The organism is Ruegeria sp. AB8, from assembly GCF_056542605.1.
Window position 1 is genome coordinate 1 of sequence record NZ_JBQGAB010000001.1, and the last position, 18,854, is coordinate 18,854.

General features: G+C 54.6%; 16 protein-coding genes, 1 tRNA gene and 1 pseudogene. 9 read left to right on the plus strand and 9 right to left on the minus strand.

Annotation, left to right across the window (positions count from 1 at the left end):
* A pseudogene (locus ACR0CG_RS00005) lies at positions 1–82 on the minus strand (IS5/IS1182 family transposase); the annotation flags it as partial.
* A 504-nt stretch (positions 83–586) separates the two neighbouring features.
* On the opposite strand from ACR0CG_RS00005, the gene ACR0CG_RS00010 reads away from it, so the two are divergent.
* The 5 genes from ACR0CG_RS00010 (at position 587) to ACR0CG_RS00030 (ending at position 6,611) form a co-directional block, all read left to right on the plus strand.
* Positions 587–2,644 (plus strand): hypothetical protein, encoded by a 2,058-nt coding sequence (locus ACR0CG_RS00010; protein ID WP_480522312.1) that lies wholly within the window; start codon positions 587–589, stop codon positions 2,642–2,644.
* A gap of 69 nt (positions 2,645–2,713) precedes the next feature.
* A complete protein-coding gene (locus ACR0CG_RS00015; protein WP_480522313.1) occupies positions 2,714–3,037 on the plus strand; it encodes a hypothetical protein in 324 nt (107 codons plus the stop codon).
* Positions 3,000–4,124: a hypothetical protein gene (locus ACR0CG_RS00020; protein WP_480522314.1), complete on the plus strand. Its 1,125-nt coding sequence runs from the start codon at positions 3,000–3,002 to the stop codon at positions 4,122–4,124. The genes ACR0CG_RS00015 and ACR0CG_RS00020 overlap by 38 nt, the downstream gene beginning before the upstream one ends.
* Entirely contained in the window at positions 4,121–6,172 is a 2,052-nt protein-coding gene (locus ACR0CG_RS00025) for a glycosyltransferase (RefSeq protein ID WP_480522315.1), read from the plus strand. Before ACR0CG_RS00020 ends, ACR0CG_RS00025 begins: the two co-directional genes overlap by 4 nt.
* 4 nt (positions 6,173–6,176) lie before the next feature.
* Positions 6,177–6,611 carry a hypothetical protein gene (locus tag ACR0CG_RS00030; protein ID WP_480522316.1) on the plus strand — a complete coding sequence of 145 codons (435 nt, stop codon included), beginning with the start codon at positions 6,177–6,179 and terminating at the stop codon, positions 6,609–6,611.
* Positions 6,612–6,956: 345 nt separating this feature from the next.
* On the opposite strand, the gene ACR0CG_RS00035 is transcribed toward ACR0CG_RS00030, so the two are convergent.
* The 6 genes from ACR0CG_RS00035 to ACR0CG_RS00060 form a co-directional block, all read right to left on the minus strand.
* Positions 6,957–7,030, minus strand: a tRNA-Gly gene (locus ACR0CG_RS00035).
* A 49-nt stretch (positions 7,031–7,079) separates the two neighbouring features.
* A complete protein-coding gene (locus ACR0CG_RS00040; protein WP_480522317.1) occupies positions 7,080–7,907 on the minus strand; it encodes a polyphosphate kinase 2 family protein in 828 nt (275 codons plus the stop codon).
* Positions 7,908–8,032: 125 nt separating this feature from the next.
* Entirely contained in the window at positions 8,033–9,094 is a 1,062-nt protein-coding gene (locus ACR0CG_RS00045; RefSeq protein ID WP_170614975.1) for a methyltetrahydrofolate cobalamin methyltransferase, read from the minus strand.
* A 9-nt stretch (positions 9,095–9,103) separates the two neighbouring features.
* Positions 9,104–10,030, minus strand: coding sequence for a methylenetetrahydrofolate reductase (locus tag ACR0CG_RS00050; protein WP_480522318.1), 927 nt, complete (start codon positions 10,028–10,030; stop codon positions 9,104–9,106).
* Between the two features lie 27 nt (positions 10,031–10,057).
* The gene (locus ACR0CG_RS00055; RefSeq protein WP_321252861.1) at positions 10,058–10,354 is read right to left on the minus strand and encodes a virulence factor; all 297 of its coding nucleotides are present in this window, start codon (positions 10,352–10,354) and stop codon (positions 10,058–10,060) included.
* Positions 10,355–10,604: 250 nt separating this feature from the next.
* A complete protein-coding gene (locus ACR0CG_RS00060; protein ID WP_480522319.1) occupies positions 10,605–12,491 on the minus strand; it encodes a PhoX family protein in 1,887 nt (628 codons plus the stop codon).
* Between the two features lie 180 nt (positions 12,492–12,671).
* Between ACR0CG_RS00060 and ACR0CG_RS00065 the strand changes: the two genes are divergently transcribed.
* Both ACR0CG_RS00065 and ACR0CG_RS00070 read left to right on the plus strand, forming a co-directional pair.
* A complete protein-coding gene (locus tag ACR0CG_RS00065) occupies positions 12,672–13,784 on the plus strand; it encodes a Ppx/GppA phosphatase family protein (RefSeq protein WP_170614971.1) in 1,113 nt (370 codons plus the stop codon).
* Positions 13,784–14,500: an RlmE family RNA methyltransferase gene (locus ACR0CG_RS00070; RefSeq protein WP_480522320.1), complete on the plus strand. Its 717-nt coding sequence runs from the start codon at positions 13,784–13,786 to the stop codon at positions 14,498–14,500. The genes ACR0CG_RS00065 and ACR0CG_RS00070 overlap by 1 nt, the downstream gene beginning before the upstream one ends.
* Before the next feature lie 2 nt (positions 14,501–14,502).
* On the opposite strand, the gene ACR0CG_RS00075 is transcribed toward ACR0CG_RS00070, so the two are convergent.
* The gene (locus ACR0CG_RS00075) at positions 14,503–14,691 is read right to left on the minus strand and encodes a hypothetical protein (protein ID WP_170614969.1); all 189 of its coding nucleotides are present in this window, start codon (positions 14,689–14,691) and stop codon (positions 14,503–14,505) included.
* A 171-nt stretch (positions 14,692–14,862) separates the two neighbouring features.
* On the minus strand, positions 14,863–15,714 hold the full coding sequence (locus ACR0CG_RS00080; protein ID WP_480440313.1) for a YihY/virulence factor BrkB family protein: 852 nt from the start codon (positions 15,712–15,714) through the stop codon (positions 14,863–14,865).
* A gap of 171 nt (positions 15,715–15,885) precedes the next feature.
* Between ACR0CG_RS00080 and ACR0CG_RS00085 the strand changes: the two genes are divergently transcribed.
* Both ACR0CG_RS00085 and ACR0CG_RS00090 read left to right on the plus strand, forming a co-directional pair.
* Positions 15,886–16,965 (plus strand): AI-2E family transporter, encoded by a 1,080-nt coding sequence (locus ACR0CG_RS00085; RefSeq protein ID WP_480522321.1) that lies wholly within the window; start codon positions 15,886–15,888, stop codon positions 16,963–16,965.
* Positions 16,966–17,201: 236 nt separating this feature from the next.
* Positions 17,202–18,803: an arylsulfatase gene (locus ACR0CG_RS00090; protein ID WP_480522322.1), complete on the plus strand. Its 1,602-nt coding sequence runs from the start codon at positions 17,202–17,204 to the stop codon at positions 18,801–18,803.
* The last annotated feature ends 51 nt before the right edge of the window (positions 18,804–18,854 follow it).

Sequence of the window (18,854 nt, forward strand, 5' to 3'; positions counted from 1 at the left end):
CGCGTTGTTTGCCGTGGGACTTGGGGAAGAAAGGCTCAAGACGCGCCATCTGCGCATCCGTCAGCCAAAAAAGATCAGACATGGTCACCGCCCGATTTTCGAACCGTGACTCACGCAGCCACGCGGAAATCAATGGGTCCTGACCCTAGCACGCTTAATGGTGTCCAACGATAAGGAACCACAAGATTGCGAATATCAGAAAGTGCGGGAATAGCATACTGCACCCTCGCCATGTTCACACCGCCTAAGGCCGATATGGCTCAGTGGGCATGAGACCGCCAACAAGGCGATCTACCGAAGGCGTATGGTGTTGCAGCGAACAAAACTGTTGGGCATGAGTTAATGGCTCCAAAAGAACGGACAAAAGCAAGCGGAAAACTGACAGTTTGCGGCTGTTCTTCAAGCTCCAGAACCGTTCATCAAAGAAGTTTGCGGCGATTCCCGGCTGCTTACTTGTCTTTGATCAGCATTTTTTATAATCTCTTCTCGTGTTTTGTTAGATAATTAGAGACTGTGCCAAACGTCTTTTTTTGCTCTTGTTTCAATAATGTAGAGCATAGCGCAATGACCGTTTTGGGGGTTGCTTATGTCAAAGGTTGGCGACACAAGTACGCTACCTGAAGTTGCGGGTGATGGCGGTGATGACGCGTCACAGATTCATGATTTTCTGCAGTCAGAAGAATGGCAGCAGAAGATTGAAAACGCGCGGAAACAGCGGAAGAAAAAACTTGCGGATCTTGGTCGGAACCGCAAGGAAAATCCGGACCGCGAACTTGATCAACCGGGAAAGGATCGCTCAACCAAAAGGGTGAATGAATCCAGACCACAGCACTTGTGGGACAGGCTGGAAGAAGCGCGCAGGCGAAGACAGGCGGTGCTTGCGCGTCACTCGGCTGAGGCCGAGAAGCATGCCCCTGGTGAGTCGGACGTCGGTGGTAGTGAGCAAGTTAGCAATGGTGCTGGAAGAGCAACTGCCGCTCCTTCTGAATCCCGACAACAGAAAACAGGCTCAACTGGATCCGTTCGAGAAAGACATCAACAGCTTGCGCCCAGTATTGCGTCTTTGTATGGTGCAAGATCAGAAAGAAACAGGGGCCTTGAACGTTTGTTTCCGGTTGGAGACGTTCCCGCCAAAGTCGACAGAACGAGTGTTGAACTTGAGAGTCGTGTTCGCTCGCCCTCAAGTGCAGACCAGCCGGTCGAAGATGCCGCTGAAAACATTCGCAGAAAGCTAAGTTTCCGCTGGCCCAAACAACAACAACCGCTCAGAGGCAGATTTGCGTCAGTAGCCATCGGGTGTGGAATTGGAGTCGTATTTTCATTTTCGACAATGTTTGCATTGGCCCGGTGGGAATCAAATAGTGGAGAAAAACCATTCTCTTCCAGCAGTTTGGATACAAATACTCCCCAGACCACCACACTGCCGGAAAAGAGTTCTACGCAATCAAATAGTTCGCAAATAGAGGGGCCAAAATCTCCGCCAAGTCAGGTGGTTCGGTCGTTGATGCAGCCGGATACTTCGCCGAATTCGACTTCCTTCGGGAAAATTTTGGCAACGGCAGAAAGCTCAAGCATAGTCGCGTCTGCTATACCCCTTATGAAAGAGATGCCGCTTGATCCCAAGTTGTTCGAACCAATGCTACCGCCGGTCGCTCCTTCGCTTCGTCCGGATCTGCTGACCCTTGAGACGCCAAAGCGGCCAACCGGGCCTCCCGCCACACAGAATCCACAAAGTGCCTTCCCGAATTCTGCTTGGTCTCACGATCAAATAGCGCAAGCGTTTTTGCATTTCAGAACGTCGATCGTTTTGCCTGATGTTCCTGCGATCTTCGACAGTTTGAAAGCTGTTGTCGCAAATGCGACTGATCCAGGCTCAAGCGCTCCCGAGATTTCATTCGAGCTGGTTTCATTGGTCTATGCCGAAGACCAGCCTTCTACGCTGAAACAAGCTGTGGCGTTTCGGTCTGCGCCAAGCGAAACGGAATTTGCCCTGAACAGCCTTGATAATCTACCGAAATTGAATCTCGTCATTCCAGGCAAGGTAAGTCCGCCGGACGCGCCTGATTCAAATGATCGAACAGGAATTGATCTAAGAGAGCTTTCAAAAGCCCCCTTACCAAGAACAGAAGAAGTGTCGCCAAAATCAGTGGTCAGATTGCAAGACAAATTGGAACCACCTTTAACGTCGTCTGAGACGACAGATGGCGCAGCAAAGCCGCGCGAGGACACTGAATCAGCGGAAGTGATTGCCAGCAGCGGCGGCGCAGAATTTAAGCTGTTTATACCAAACAGCCTTGGCGCACGGACAGTGAACTCAGTGGTCAATAACCTCGTAGCGGCAGGTCATGAGTTAAGTGGAACAGCGCGTGTTGGCTTTGGGGTTAAACAATCCAACGTCCGGTTCTATCACAAGGAAGATGCCGCTCAGGCAACAGCGCTTGCAGAAGATGCCGGTGCTTTGTTGCGCGATTTCACGGGCTCTAAGTCCAAAACGCAAAACGGCGTCGTGGAATTATGGTTGGCCGGCAATAATGCGACGAAACCCAAAGTAAAAAAGGTTCGTCGCAGCGCTTCTGCGACAGATCAAGTCGATCAGCTAAAAAGGCAGGTTTTAAGCAAACTAAAAACGGCAACAGACCAATGAATACCTGCCAGTTTCTGGCTGTAAGAGGCAAAAACGATGTAGGTTAACAATCGGAGATCGGGGTTTAAGATGCCTAACTCTAAACTTGTTGCGATAGTAACTGCCCTATTGTTCTTACTGCCGTCCCAGCATGTGCGTGCCGAAATTACATTGGAGCATTTGCTGACGATAGATCAGTTTTTGTCCGAGAATAACATCCAGGCTTTGTGGGATTATCTTCAAAAGAACCCAGACTTGCTATTGGGTGATGACGAATTATCACTTGAGTTGCGCAGTTTTTTTGACACCGTTTCACGGGGACAGGTGGATTACGGCTTTGCTGGCAATGCCGCAAACAGTGCAGAGGTTTCACAAGTTGGCAGCGCTGCGCTTGCCGCTTCTTCCCTGCACTGAAATCATGACGCAATTTCCAAACATTCGATATCCTAAGAAAGTGAAGATAGCATATGTTATTGAGCCCCGCTTTTTAGGTGGCACTTCCATGGCTGTCGCTGCCGAACTGCGTGTGGCCGCCGAGTTCGCTGATCTGGTGGTGCATGCCAGAACCTCAAAGATGTTTGGCAGCAGTCAGCATGTCGCGCCGGTGCTGCAGCGAGTGTTGGACGAGCTTCGTATCCCAGTGGTTTGGGACGCCCCCCGGATAAGCGCTGATTTTGTTATCTTGCACAATCCGTCTTTCCTGAAGTTTCAAAACTCTTTGAGCGCAGAGATTTATGCGCAGGAAATAATCGTTGTAACCCACGAAAACTTCTTGCGGCCGGGCGGCGAAGAAGGCTTCGACGTTTCAAACTGCCTGGATCAGATAGACTTGTCGACCCTCGCGCTTAGGAAAACGCTTGCGCCAATTTCGGCGTATAACCGTGAGACCGTTACAGGCTGGTTGTCCAAATTTCGTAAGGGCGGCCATTGGAATGTCCTGGAAGATGACTGGTTCAACATCTTTTTCAGTGACAAAGACGAACCATGCGAAAAGCCAGAGGACCGACGCGGTCGACATTCGCGGCCTGGCTTCGAAAAGTTTCCATCTGTCGCTGATCTTGATTTGTGTTTTCCCAAACACGCGAAGTCCAATGTCATTCTTGGTGCGAACGCGTTGATGGACACGGACATCGTTCGTCCGCATTGGACTTTGTTTCCATTTGACGCGATCAGTCTGGAAGATTTTTTTGAGATGATAGATTTTTTTGTCTACTTTACAGCGCCGACTTGGCGAGAGAGTTTCGGGCGCGTAATTGCGGAGGCTATCGCAGCCGGCAAGGTCGTCTTGACGGATCCGGAAACGGCAAAGACATTCGGAAATGCCGTAATCCCCTGTAGCCCCGGGGATGTGGACCGGATCATTTCTGACCTGATTTCGTCCCCCAACCGGTATCATGAAAAAGTTGCTGAGGCACAGCCGCTGCTTGAGCGCTACTCAGGCCACAAATTCAAAGAGCGATTGGGCGCCATTCTGACCGCGGACAGAGAGGCGCTGACATGATTTTTGTTGAAGCGGGTACACTTTCAGTTCGGTCTTTTGACGCACAATTGATTTTTGCTCTGAAACTCCGAAAGCGTGGTTTCGATGTTTGCATCGACGCAACCTATTTTCCTGAGGATGCAGGGCGCGGAAGACACTACGAGGCTGCGACACTTCTCGCCGATACCGAAGAACTCGAAGCTGAAGCCGTGTTTATCCTCGGCGCGGAAGAAGTAGATGACCGGCTGCTTGCCTCATTGCGACAAAAGCAACTTGGGACGGATGTTCCGGTAATCGCAACTGGCCGGTTCAGTACTCAGCAAAGCTACATTAGTGCAAAAGCCCGTCTCGCGTTTGCACTGGGGCGCGAAGCAACTGTCATTGATCTATCGGACCTTCAGCCGCGTTCCATTTCACCTTCAGCTATCAGCCCCCTGGTAACTGAAACCCGACCGATCACCCGGCCAATTGGTGAATTGGCGAACGTAACCGTCGTGTTGGGATCCTTGGAGTTGGACGACTCTGAAACGTTGTCCTGTCTGTCCCGGATGAGCAATCAGGGCAGCTATGGCTTTAAGCTGGTTGTGAGCGGTGCGCAGAATGAGTTCCTAAAGGCGTCAAAATTCAACGATCTCCCCAGAGTTCTTTATACTGATCTTTCGCCTCTAACCCTCGCAAATTCAACGGATATCCTCGCGATGTTTGGGAATGGCATCGCAGGCGACCGGATGGCCGAGCTTGCGCTTGAAGTGATTGCAGCCGGTGGCGTCGTGATCGACTGCACCGAAGACGAGGTTTTGATATCGTCCGGAGCGCCGGCGTTACTTGGACCCAAGACGCTTTTTGCTTTGGATGGATACCTGATCGGCAAAATTATCGGGAATACACCACACATCGCTGAACAAACACGAAAGTCTCCGTGGCCGCGGACAGTAGATATATCCCGGCTCGAGACCGCCGCGGGGCTTAGCGCCAAACCGCGACCACCCAAACGGACGTCGCCGAGAACCTTGTTTTTGCCAACTAACGGAGTTGGGTTGGGTCATGCGCAGCGGTGCACTGTGATCGCCAAGGCTTTGCCAAAACACATGTCCCCGGTGTTTGCGGCCTTCCCAAGTTGTGTTCCTATGGTTCGACGCGAAGGGATCGACTGTATACCGCTGGTCGCCCGGTCAGACGTAAACGACAGTTCCAACGCGAATGACATCCTGACTTACCGGCGTCTGAACGCCGCATTACAAGAAGGCGACCGGTTCGTTTTTGACGGTGGCTATGTGTTCGATTCCGTCAATCGCGTAATCCGGGAACACAGATTATCCGCAATCTGGATTCGCCGTGGCCTTTGGCCCAAAGGTCGGTCACGTCATACCATGCTTCGTCGCGAGGGTATTTTCGACCGGGTCATCGTGCCGTCAGAGGCTTTTGAGGAGCTTAACGACGCTTACAGTTACGGTGAACATGTTCACAACATAGGGCCAGTTTTTCGCCAGGTAGATCAATCGCCCGAGGACTCCGAAAACCTACGTGCGCGCCTGGCCGAGCGGTTTGATCGCGACTTTAAACTGCTGATTGTCAGCATGTTAGGCGGAGGAGTTGCCTCTGACAGGTCCGCTCAACTGCAAGCAATCTCAGGAATGCTTGAGTGCCGCGCAGACTGCCTTCACCTGGTCGTAACCTGGCCTGGTAGCGCGGTTCAGGCAGCCGCGTTTGGTTGGAAAAATTCAAAGGTGGTTAATACTTTAGAGGCTACAAAGCTATGTCTATCCGCCGACTTGGTAATATCTGCCGCCGGGTACAATTCGGTCCACGAGATCCTCTACCACAAGATTCCCGCAATACTTATCCCACAGTCTGCGCCTTATTTGGACGACCAGGAACGACGCGCAAGAGCACTATCTGACCGCAATCTTTGCGCAACCATTACGGAAGCGGAATTCATGAAGCTGGAACGAACGGTACAGGTTTGTCTGGATGACGGGGGCGCGGAAGACTTTCGTACAACACTGCAACAAATAGAGCTGCCTGAATCCGGTGTGTCCGCAGCTGCTGAAATCATAGCGACGAGCTGAAAAAATGGCTGAAAACAACTGGTACAAGATAGTCAACACCTTCACGCCGGAACAACCGGCTAATTTGGATGACGTTATCCTTCGAGATCGAGGAACGCGGCAATTTGGAAAAGTTCTGTTCCCCGATATGGACTTACTTCCGTCAACCGCACTTTGGGAACGCGAAGTTGAGGACCACACATATATTGGCGTCAGGATCGTTGAGCCTTCGAAGTCTCCATATACTGTTGCAAGATTACTCGCCGCCGCAGCAATCGAAAGAAATGTGGTTCCGATTATTCTGAGCCGAGTTGATTTTTGCGGGCTCGAACAGTTTGGTTTTCGAATTGAACGCATCCCTGACGAGGAAACAGCGGCACGGTCAGCTGAGGCAGAGGTCGGGAAATTCTGGAACTTTGCTATTGTTATCGACGGTCACGACGTTGCCAGATTGAGTTAGGCAGTGTTGAAAACATGCCGATGTTCCTGATCTGAACATCTGGTGCAGAAATTCAAAGGGCTTCCGAGACTACCTCCAAAACAGGATCGTCAGGCTGGTTCAAAGCGCCAAAGATTGGTGTCACTGTGCCTATTTGACGACCAGGTTTATTGCGGCACTCGATCAATCGGGCCAAAAGAGGTAGCTGGTTGAAGGCCACAGGTCAGCGGCGCAGACACGGTCAAATTGAAGAACCAGAGAATCTGATCGAAGATAACGCTGCATAATCCGCGTTTATCAAAACTCAAAATTTGCGCAGTGAAGGCGCACTTTATTAATATTTTATAGACGCTTAGAGTATTTTCTTGGAGCGGGTAACGGGAATCGAACCCGTAACAAGAGCTTGGGAAGCTCGTGTGATACCTTTTCACCATACCCGCCTCTTTGGCTGGCATAGCATCGTCGCCGGATCGGGATCAAGCAGGATCGTTACTCGGTCCGGGCACGCAGGCTTTCAATCAGCGATTGATCTACGTCTAATGCCTTGCCCGCCGCGTCCAGTGTTTGCCGGTCAAGGTGTTGCGGGTTCAGATCAACATCTTCTGCAAACGCCTTAAAAATGACGTTCATAGCATTGATTCTTGCGTATTTCTTGTTGTTCGCGGGGATCACATGCCACGGCGCTTTCAGCGTCGAGGTTTTGGCCAACATTTCATTCACGGCGACCTCGGTTATCTCCCACTTCTCACGATTACGGAAATCTTCATAGGTCAGTTTCCAGCGTTTCAACGGGTTTGTCAGCCGTTGGGTGAAACGTTGCATCTGCTCATCCTCTGAAATGTGAAAGAACAGCTTCACAATCCGGGTCCCGTCATCCACCAACATGCGTTCGAAATCGTTGATCTCCTGATATGCTTCGCGCCAGCGTTTTTCAGGTGTAAGCTCCTCGATCCGTTCAACCAGGACCCTGCCATACCAGCTTCGATCAAATGCGGAAATTGCGCCCGAAGGTGGCAGACGTTCCCAAAACCGAAGCAGGTAGTGCCGGTTGAGATAGTAGTTTCGGGGCGCTCCGATCGGCCAGACCTTGAAGCTGCGCGGGTCCAGCGCCTGACTGATCCGACGAATGGTTCCGCCCTTCCCTGCGGCGTCCCAGCCTTCGAACACAATCACGCCTTTCAGGTCGTGGAACAAAAAAGCCTGCTGTATCTTTGCAAGCTGCGCCTGAAGCCCCTCAAGCCGCTCGAAATACTCCTTTTTGGTCAGTCTCTTGCTGAGGTCCGCATCGGACAGTTTTGGTGGAATATGTTTGGTCATGAAATCACCTGATCGCAGCGTTCCGATTACGATATTCTGCGGCAGCATGGAAAAACAGCATTGATCAATATCAAAAAGAAAAGGCCGGGTGGAGAACCCGGCCTTTTGAAAAAAGTCGAAACGGTTCAGGCGCGGCGACGACGGCCACCACCGCGACGGCCACCTGCAGCACCGGCTGCACCGGCTTCTTCCGGGTCTTTGTTGAACCGGATCCACTCTCCGCCATGCGCGTCATTGTTGGTCAGCAGGTTGGCAGCACGAATGGCCTCCATTTCCTTACCAGCGCGTGGCTTGGTCGAGCCCAGACCGAACATCTGAACAAAGGCCTCATCATCCATGCCCTCAGGCAGGATGATTCCAGCCGCAGTGACCTGCTCTTTCTTCTCTGCGATCTTCTTCTGCGTCACCGGCAGCGCGACCGGGTTCATGATCGCCGAAGTCATGCCAGCGCCCATTGCCATCGGCAGGAACGCGTTGTTGATGCCGTGGCGGTTCGGCAGACCGAACGAGATATTGGACGCACCGCAAGTGGTGTTCACGCCCAGTTCCTCGCGCAGGCGACGGACCAGGGCGAACACCTGCTGACCAGCCGTAGCCATCGCACCGATGGGCATGACCAACGGGTCGACGACGATGTCATGCGCAGGGATGCCGAAATCGGCGGCGCGCTCAACAATCTTCTTGGCCACTTCGAAACGGACATCAGGGTCTTCCGAGATGCCGGTGTCATCATTCGAGATCGCAACAACCGGAACGTTATATTTCTTGACCAGCGGCAGAACCAGTTCCAGACGCTCTTCTTCGCCAGTGACCGAGTTCAGCAGCGGGCGGCCCTGAGCTGCCTCAAGACCGGCTTCCAAGGCTCCGGGAACCGACGAGTCGATGCACAGCGGCACTTCGACCAGACCCTGCACCAGTTCGACGATCTTGCGCATCAGCGGCGGCTCGGTCTCGTTCGGGTTGGGATTCGAGTTGTAGACAACGCCTGCGTTGATATCCAGAACGGTCGCGCCTGCAGCAACCTGAGCGATGGCGTCTTTCTCAACGGTCGAGAAGTCCCCCGCTTCCAATTCAGCGGCCAGTTTCTTGCGGCCGGTAGGGTTGATCCGCTCACCGATCACACAAAACGGTTCGTCAAAGCCCAGAACGGCGGTTTTTGTTTTTGATTCTACGACTGTACGGGTCATGTCCGTTCCTTAGGAGTTTACAGGCTGCGCCGAAGCACCGCCGTTGTCGATTGCCCAGTTGGCGTTGGTTTTGATACCACCAAGCGGGAAGAAATGTACGTTGGTGATGTTGAAGTCAGGGTTGGCGGCCTTGTGGTTGGCCAGCTCGGTTACAACATCGGTCGGCTCATAGGGCAGCAGAAGCTTGGAGACATCCATGGCACGCTTCTGCAGAACCTTCAGAGACGGGCCGACACCACAGGCAATCGCGAATTTGATCAGCGTCTGCAACTTGGCTGGTCCAGCGATACCAATGTGGATCGGCAGATCAATGCCCGCCGCTTTCAGACCGTCGGCCCATGCGATGATCGGCTTGGCGTCAAAGGCGAATTGGGTTGCCAGCGCCATCTCCGCGTCGGTGGTTTCACTGAACTTCTGTTTCCAGCGCAGCGCGTCGTCGACATTCTTGGTCGAACCGTCCGGGTCGATGTCCTTGTTACCCTCGGGGTGGCCGGCAACATGCAGACGTTTGAAGCCCGCCTTGTCGAACAGGCCAGTTTCCAGCAGCTGCATCGAGCTGTCGAATTCGCCATGCGGCTTGGCAACACCACCGGCCAGCATCAGCGCCTGATCGACCCCTGCTTCGCCCTGGTACATCGAAATCCAGTTCTCAAGCGTCGCGGCATCCTTGATGATGCGCGCCGGGAAGTGCGGCATCACCGGGTACCCCTCGGCCGCAATCCGCTTGGCGGTCTGGACCATGTCTTCGATCGGTGTGCCCTCGATATGGGCGATGTAGACGCGGGTGCCTTCGGGCAGCAACGCGCGGAAATCCTCGACCTTCTCGGCGGTGCGAGGCATCACCTCGATCGAATAACCTTGCAGAAAGGCTTCGACGGTCGGATTCACCGGGGCCTTCTCGGCCACATCACGTTTCTTGAAATTCAGCAAAGCCATTGAGGCCTCCCTTTGTAAAAACCGGGCCTATGCCCAACCGTCGTTGGCGATCAGGGCCTTGATGCGGTCCTGATCGTATTCCGTTTCAAGGCGTACGGCCTGGGCTTCGGCGATTTCTGCCGGATCACCCTCGACCTCGAACGGGTCGGCCTTGCGCCATTCGGCCAGGTAGGCATCACTGTCCTTGGCATTTACCTTCATCGCAGCCCGGTCAATGGCTTGCTCGAACCGCTCCTCCAACTGCCGCTTGGCACCACGCCGGCCTTTGCCAACGATGACCTGAGCGGGGATGTCGCGCCAAAAAACGATTGTGACGTCAGGCATCGCCTTTGATTCCTCCTTACCAGATGGACCGGTTCTAAACTTCAATATGGGCTCGGGTCGGTCGGTTTTCGACACACAACGCTTTTCAAGCGACCTTTTCGGCCCACAACGGGATACCGCGGGTTCTAACCCGTTTCGGTGCTCTGCGCGCACCTCAAAATTCTCAAGTTCTCGATGAAAACGGCACATAAACAGAAATTCCCCGGACCACACCTGCCGTCCGGGGAATGATTCAACTCAGAAGCGGGGCTTAACCGACCAGGCCACCGTCCTCGCGCGTGATGGCGATGATCGCCGAACGCGGCACCGAGTCACCGCCTTCGGGCCAGTGGCTGTTTCCATCCTCACCCGGGTGCTGAATGCCGACAAACATGGTTCGGCGATCCGGAGACCAGCTCAGACCGGTGACCTCGCATTCATTGGGGCCAACCAGAAAGCGGCGGATCTCACCTGTCACCGGGTCCCCTGCCAGCATCTGGTTGTTGCCATGGCCTGCAAAGTCACCGTTGTTGCCGTAATTGCCGTCAGTCTGGATCCAAAGCAGGCCATTGCTGTCAAACTTGAGGCCATCGGGCGAGTTGAACATGTTATCGGCGTTCACGTTGCCGGATCCGGCATAAGCGTCACTGTGCACCGTGGGGTTGCCCGCCAGAACATACAGATCCCAGCCAAATCCAGCGGCGGTGTGGTCCCCGCCATCCGGACGCCAGCGAACGATCTGACCATAGTTGTTTTTGTCCCGCGGGTTCGGGCCATTGGCGGATGTGTCGTCGCCCCCAGCATTCGGTTTGACGCCTCGGTTCTTGTTGTTGGTCAGGCAGCAGTAAACCTCCGGCGCATTCGGGTTCGAGGCGACCCATTCCGGGCGGTCCATCGTGGTTGCGCCCACCGCCGAGGCACCCAGGCGCGTGTGAATACTGACCTCGGCCTGTGAAGCCAGCCCGGTGGTCTCGGGCGTCAGCTCCAGCCACTCGCCAGTACCGTCGTCGTTGAACTTAGCAACCGAGAGCGTCCCGTTTTCAAGCAGCGCATTGGTATCTACTCCGGCTGCATAGACGCCGTCGGATACAAAGCGATACAGGAACTCGCCACGTTCGTCATCGCCCATGTAAACTACGATGCGACCATCGTTGTTGACCACGGTGTCAGCGTTTTCGTGTTTGAAACGGCCCAGGGCGGTCAGCTTACGTGGGGTCGAGTTGGGATCTCTCGGATCGATTTCAACGACATAACCTGCGCGGTTTGGTTCGTTGGGGTTCTTTGCGACATCGAACCGGTCGTCGATTTTTGCCCAACCGTAACCCCAATCTTTAGCGGACACGCCGTAACGCTTAAGCTCGGCACTGGTTTCGTGGTTTTCATCTTCGGCCGAGAAATAGCCGTTGAAGTTCTCTTCGCAGGCCAGATAGGTGCCCCACGGTGTCATCCCGTTGCCGCAGTTGTTCCATGTTCCTTTGCAAGCCGTGCCCGATGGATCGGCTTCGGTTTTCATCAGGTCATGACCAGCGGCGGGTCCGGTGATGGTCATGTCGGTCTGCGGAGTGACTCGGCGGTTATACGGGCTGTCCTTGACAATGCCCCACTTGCCGTCGGTGTTGGCAATCTCAACAACGGTGACACCATGTGCCATCATGCCTTTGGCCACGTCATCGTCAGATGCCGGCTTGGCGTCAGGGTTGTTGCCCCAAATGATATCGCGATTGGTGTATTCATTGTTCACCACCAACAGCACGTGTCCATCATGGAAGAATACATCCTGTCCGTCGGTATTGTCGCCGAAGGCGCGTTCCTGACTTGCACCAGTGCCGCGCGTGGCGTGATCAAACTCGGGCGCATCCGACCACAGCGGATCGCCCCAGCGCACCATGACCTCTGCCTTGTAACCGGCAGGCACCACGACATCGTCCGCTGTGGATACAGGGATCGCTTCGAATGAGAAACGGTTGGCAGCGGCCCGCGCGCCTGTCGGCAGAATCGAGCCCCCAACCGCAGCAAAGCTGCCCATCGCCAGAACACTTCCCATAAATCCACGGCGCGACACGGCGCGTTCGACGACGCGGTCAAAATCACATTCCTCAGGGCGTGGGTTTATGAGTTCATCATACTCGTCAAAAGAAAGGGTGCGCTCGTCTTTCATGGCAGACTCCGTATCTGGCTGTAAGCTTGTAAAGAACCCCGAACAGGGTTCTGACAAGACAGGTTGCACTTCAGTGTGAACGATGCGTGACATTCACCTTAAATTCAGTTTTGAAATCACTTGCACGACGGCGATGTGCCGCCTAGGGTCAGGTTAACTCGAAAATCGGAGGGCGTGAAGATGGCGCCCAAGCGTCCCAAAGGTGCGGGCGCGTTCCCGAAAGCGGTCGAAAGCCCCGCGCCGGCAAAACCCGATCCGGATGCACTATATGCGGCACTGGATCTGGGAACGAATAGCTGCCGCATGCTGATAGCCCAGCCCAAGGGCAGCGGGTTTCATGTGGTAGACAGTTTCTCCAAGTCCGTGCAACTGGGTGCGGGACTTGAACGCACCGGACGTCTGTCTCGGGCGTCTATGGCGCGTACCGTTCAGGCGCTCAGGATTTGTCAGCAGAAGCTCAAACGGAACCGCGTCAAGCGAATGCGCCTGATTGCGACCGAGGCCTGTCGGCGCGCCAAGAACTCGCGCGAGTTCATCCGCCAGGTCAAGCGCGAAACCGGCTTGACGCTGGAAATCATACAGCCCGAGGAAGAAGCCCGTCTGGCAGTCATCTCCTGCGCTCCGTTGGTGTCGACCAAGACCGAGCAACTGCTTGTTGTAGACATCGGTGGCGGTTCGACCGAGCTGGTGTGGATCGATATCTCATCCGTGCCGCGCCGGGATCGCCCTGCTGCAATCATGCGTCTTCATAATGGCTTTCACGCGGCTGAAAGCCCCTTTCCCGCTGCCAAGGTGGTGGATTGGATCAGCGTTCCGCTGGGCGTCGCCACTTTGCGAGATCAGTTTCACGACGTCGAAGACGACTCGGCCCGCTTTGCGCTGATGAGTTGGTTTTTCGAGGAAAACCTTGCCGACTTCGCGCCCTACAAGGACGAACAGGCGCGGGAAGGATTCCAGATCGTAGGCACAAGCGGCACGGTTACAACTGTTGCGGCCTCGCATCTTGGACTGAAACGGTATGACCGGACGAAGGTAGACGGTCTGCGCATGACCAGCGATCAGATTGACAAAGTCATACGTGGGTATCTAGAACTCGGCCCTCAGGGTCGGCGCCGGGATCCGCGCATCGGCGATGACCGGCAGGCCCTTATCATGTCCGGCTCGGCCATTTTGCAGGCTTTGTTACGATGCTGGCCCACCGACCGTCTTTCCGTGGCGGACCGGGGGCTGCGCGAAGGTCTGCTTTATGCACAGATGAGCGCGGACGGCGTATTGGAAGACGGACCGTTCTGATGGCGAAGACACCGACTGGCAAAAATACCTCAGGTCGCGGACAGCGCGACCTGAAGGTCAAGGTCAAGACTGCACGCGGGCGCAAGCTCAGCTCGACCCGCTGGCTCGAGCGGCAGTTGAACGACCCTTATGTAAAGCGCGCCCAAGCCGAAGGTTATCGTGGGCGTGCCGCATTCAAGATATTGGAGCTGGACGAGAAATTCCGCTTTCTGGTTCCGGGAGCCCGTGTCGTGGATCTGGGCTGCGCACCCGGCGGCTGGCTGCAGGTCGCGGTCAAACGGGTCAACGCGCTGGGCGAGAAAAGCGGCAAGCGGATCGGTACTGTTCTGGGTGTCGATTTACAGGAGGTGGAACCGGTCGCCGGTGCGATAGCTCATGTGCTGGACTTCATGGAGGACGACGCTGACCAGAAGGTCAAAGACTGGCTGGGCGGCAAGGCCGACGTGGTAATGTCAGACATGGCCGCTGCATCCTCGGGGCACAAACAGACCGACCATTTGCGGATCATGGCGTTGTGCGAAACGGCCGCCTATTTCGCCTTTGACGTGCTGGAAGAAGGCGGCACCTTTGTCGCCAAGGTTCTGGCCGGCGGCGCTGAGGGCGATCTGCAAAAGCTGCTGAAACAGAAATTCGAGAAGGTGGCCAATGTCAAACCACCTGCATCGCGGTCAGATAGTTCGGAAAAATTCGTTGTTGCAACTGGATTTAGGGGCTGAACTTAATCGTCCAGCAGTATTCGGTTTCCGCTTAGGCGTTGTTCGCGGAAGGACGCGGTGGCCATCCCCTGAATAAGCAGAGCTTCGCCGTGATTGATGTAAACGGGCGGTCTGGCCTGTAGTTCTGCAATCCGCTGATCGATTGTGACGCGGCGTGTACGCTTTGGTTCGGGCGCTGGTTGTTCAGGCATGGCTGACCTCGTGAAGAATGCTGGGATTTGTACCCTGCCCTGAGATTGCCAGCGGAATTTGCCATCAACATGGCGCAATACAGGCGCTGACATGCCGAACAAAGCGGCATTTCACGCCAAATACCTCAAATGTACGAGCAAACGGGTCGCCGGCAGCGCGCCCTACTTTTGTTAGTCTTTCGCTTGGGACTCGTTTTCAAGATCCATCAATGCACCGTTAAATTCCGCTCCCAGGATCAACATGGCGGCGCACAGGTACAGGAAAATCAGGGCCGCCATAGCCCCAGCCAGACCAGCATAGGTCGCGCTGTAAGTCGCGAATTTGCCGATATAGATGGAGAAAGCCCATCCGCCTGCGGCCCACAACGAAAGCGTCAAAAAAGCGCCCGGCAGAATCTGGGTCAACCGATGCCGGCGCGTTGGCAACACCAAATGTGCGATAATTACCAAGCCCGCAGGCACGGCAACTGTAAAAATCCAGCCCAGCCTGTCCACGGACAACCACCCTGATACATCAACGGCCGTGTTTTCCGTCACCAACCTTGTGTAAAAGGGAAGCACAACTTCTACCATTGCGATGATCAGAACGGAGGCACCGCCAAGGATGACGAGGCCGATACACAAAAGCCGGGTCTTCCAGAACGGCCAGCTGTCACTGTCATGATAGGCCTGGTTCATAGCGGCGCGCACAGCGGCCACCCCGTTTGATGCAAAATAGATGGCGAGCAAACCGCCCAGCGTTATGACGCCCGAGCCGGCGTTGTCCAGCACCGCGCGCAGTTCGGCAACGATCGGTTTGGCCACATCTTCAGGCCACGCTCCGAAAATCAGGTCGATCAGATCGTCAGTGACGTAGCCCTGCGACAACGAACCAGCCAACGCGACGGTGAAAAGGACAAATGGAAACAACGCCATCATCAAAGACATGGCGACATGGCTGCTCATCACAAAACCATTCTTGTCGACGAACCGCCGGATTGCCAACCACAGGGCACGAAGCGGACGATCAAACGAGGGAATCATGAACGCGTGCATGTCGCGAGTCTAACCCGCATAAGTCTTGCAAAGAACCCGCGTGCAGGCCTGTGTTGCCGAATAGACGCGTATAAATGCCTGAGCGCATTGCATAAACCCGCCGCGCTGTGCAGAATCGGACCGTGACCCTTAACAAATGTACCGGAAACTGTTCGTTCCATGGATCTGAAAGCCCAAGAATCGAGTGACCGCCCCATGCTCAGGCTGTCGGTTCTGCGAGACATTGTGATTGTCATCACTCTGATCGTGGTTGGCCTATATGCCGGTTCCGCATTCCTGATTCCGCTGACCATGGCGTTGCTGATAAACGTTCTGATCATTGCCCTCAGCGACCGGGTGATAGCCGTTACCCGCGCACCGGTCTGGCTGGCCAACATTGCCGGTGTGACTGTGGTTTTGGCGGGTCTGTTCATGATCATGTACATTGTGGGCAGCCAGGCCACGCAGTTCGCCCGTTCTGTCACCACATACGAAAGTCAGTTCGACGGCGCGGTAGAGCGCGTCACAGGGTTGGTCGGCAACGATGTCACGAAATTCATACGGGACAATCTGGTCAGCCTGGACATGACTTATGTGGCCCGGATTCTGCTGGGCAGCGCCACCTCTCTGCTCAATCACTTCTTTCTCATCAGCCTATACGTCGCCTTTCTGATGGCCGAACGACTTGCTTTTCGCAAAAAGATCCAACTGGCCGCAGGCAACCCGTTGGCCGGGGCCGAGTTCGCCGCAATTCTGGACGCAATTACCGACAGTCTTCAACGCTATGTCGGTGTCAAAACCTTTATCAGCCTGATTACCGCAGGCATCAGTTATGCGGTGTTCCGGCTTCTTGGCCTTGAATACGCTGAAACCTGGGCTGTTTTGACATTTGCGCTGAATTTCATTCCCTCGATCGGATCCATCATCGCCGTTGTCTTCCCGGCCATGATTGCACTGGTTCAGTATGAAACAATCGGCCCGTTTTTGATCATCGTTTTTGGCTGCGGCACCATCCAGTTTCTGATTGGCAACTTCCTGGACCCTGCCCTGCTGGGAAGATCACTTAATATGTCCACGTTTCTGGTGATACTGGCGCTGACCTTCTGGACAACTGTTTGGGGCCTGATCGGAGCATTCCTGAGTGTGCCGCTGACCGTATGCATTTTGATCGTTTTCAGCCACATCCCTGCATTGCGACCGGTTGCCATTCTGATGTCACTGGACGGGCAATTGGGTGAAGACGGGTCCAAAGAAAAGTAGTTAACTTGGTCCGGTCACCCCTCCGCTAAGTTTAACCTGAAATTAGTATATTTTAATCTTCCTATGTGATAGTTCTGCCTTCGCAGGTACAGTTATTCAATCATTTCCCGAGGCTCTCTCAGAAAAAGAATTCAATCAGAGAATCAGCGCCTTACACATGATGTTTCAGCAGTTTTTCGGCTGAGCCGTCAATTTCGAAACGACCGGGTTCCGACCCGCCATTTCAGGAGCGTAAGATGTCATCAGAAGAACTCAGACCAACCCCACTATTACGTAGGCTAGCTGCGGCCACATTTGCCGCGTGCCTTGCAATTCCGGCATGGGCACAGAATGAAAAGCCCAATATCCTTGTGATATGGGGTGACGATATCGGTCAATCCAATATCTCGGCCTATACGATGGGTTTGATGGGTTACAGGACACCCAATATCGACCGCGTTGCCAATGAGGGTATGATTTTTACCGACTACTACGGTGAACAGTCCTGCACCGCAGGCCGGTCATCTTACATTATGGGTCAATCGGTTTTTCGCACCGGCCTGTCCAAGGTTGGCCTGCCTGGCGCAAAAGAAGGGATGCAGGTCGAAGACCCGACAATTGCGGGTTTGCTGAAGGACCACGGGTACGTCACCGGCCAGTTCGGCAAGAACCACCTTGGCGACCGGGATGAGCACCTTCCCACAAACCACGGTTTTGATAAGTTTTTTGGGAATCTCTATCACCTGAACGCCGAGGAAGAGCCCGAACATGAAGACTATCCCGGAGACGCGGTTTTGCCCGACGGGCGCACCTTCCGCGAGGCTTATGGCCCACGCGGTGTTATCCGCTCGACCGCAGGAGGTCCGATTGAAGACACTGGTCCACTGACGAAAAAGCGCATGGAAACGGTGGATGAGGAAACGCTCGAGGCTGCCATAGAGTTCATTCGCAAGGCCAATCAGGATGGAACACCCTTCTATGTCTGGTGGAACGGCACTCGCATGCATTTCCGCACCCATGTAAAAGAGGAAATGCGCAATCAGGCAAATGAGATCATGGGCGGCGTGGCCGATGAATATACAGCCGGCATGATCGAACATGACATCCACGTCGGTCAGTTGCTGGACCTGTTGGACGAACTCGGCATCGCCGACAATACAATCGTCCACTATTCCACCGACAATGGCCCGCACTACAACACCTGGCCTGATGCGGCGTCGACCCCGTTCTGGGGCGAAAAGAATACCAACTGGGAAGGCGGATGGCGCGTGCCATCAATGGTGCGCTGGCCCGGCAAGATCGAGCCGGGTTCTGTGACCAATGAAATCGTGCACCACATGGACTGGCTGCCGACATACCTTGCTGTCGCCGGTGATCCGGAGATCAAGGAAAAGCTGATGGCCGGCTATTCCTCGCCCGCGATGGGTCGCGATTACAAGGTGCATCTGGATGGCTACAATATTCTTCCACTGTTGACAGGTGAAACCGCTGAAAGCCCGCGCCGGGAGGTGTTCTATTTCACCGATGACGGCGACCTTTCGGCTTTGCGGTTCGATGACTGGAAGCTGATCTTTCTCGAGCAGAAAGCATGGGCAACCCTGCGCGCCTGGATGGAACCCTTCACCCCGCTGCGCGTCCCGATCATCGTGAACCTGCGCCGCGATCCGTACGAACGCGGTTATCGCACGTCCAACACATATTACGACTGGATGATCGACCGGGTCTATTTCCTGGTGCCTGCCCAGCAATATGTCGGGCAATTCCTGAGCACGTTCCAGGAATTCCCGCCGCGGCAGAAAGCTGCCAGCTTCAGCCTGGATCAGGTGATGGACAAACTGTCAACTCCAACCAGCAACTAAAACTGCAAACAACTCGGGGCCGCCTGCAAGGGTGGCCCCGGTCATTTTGAA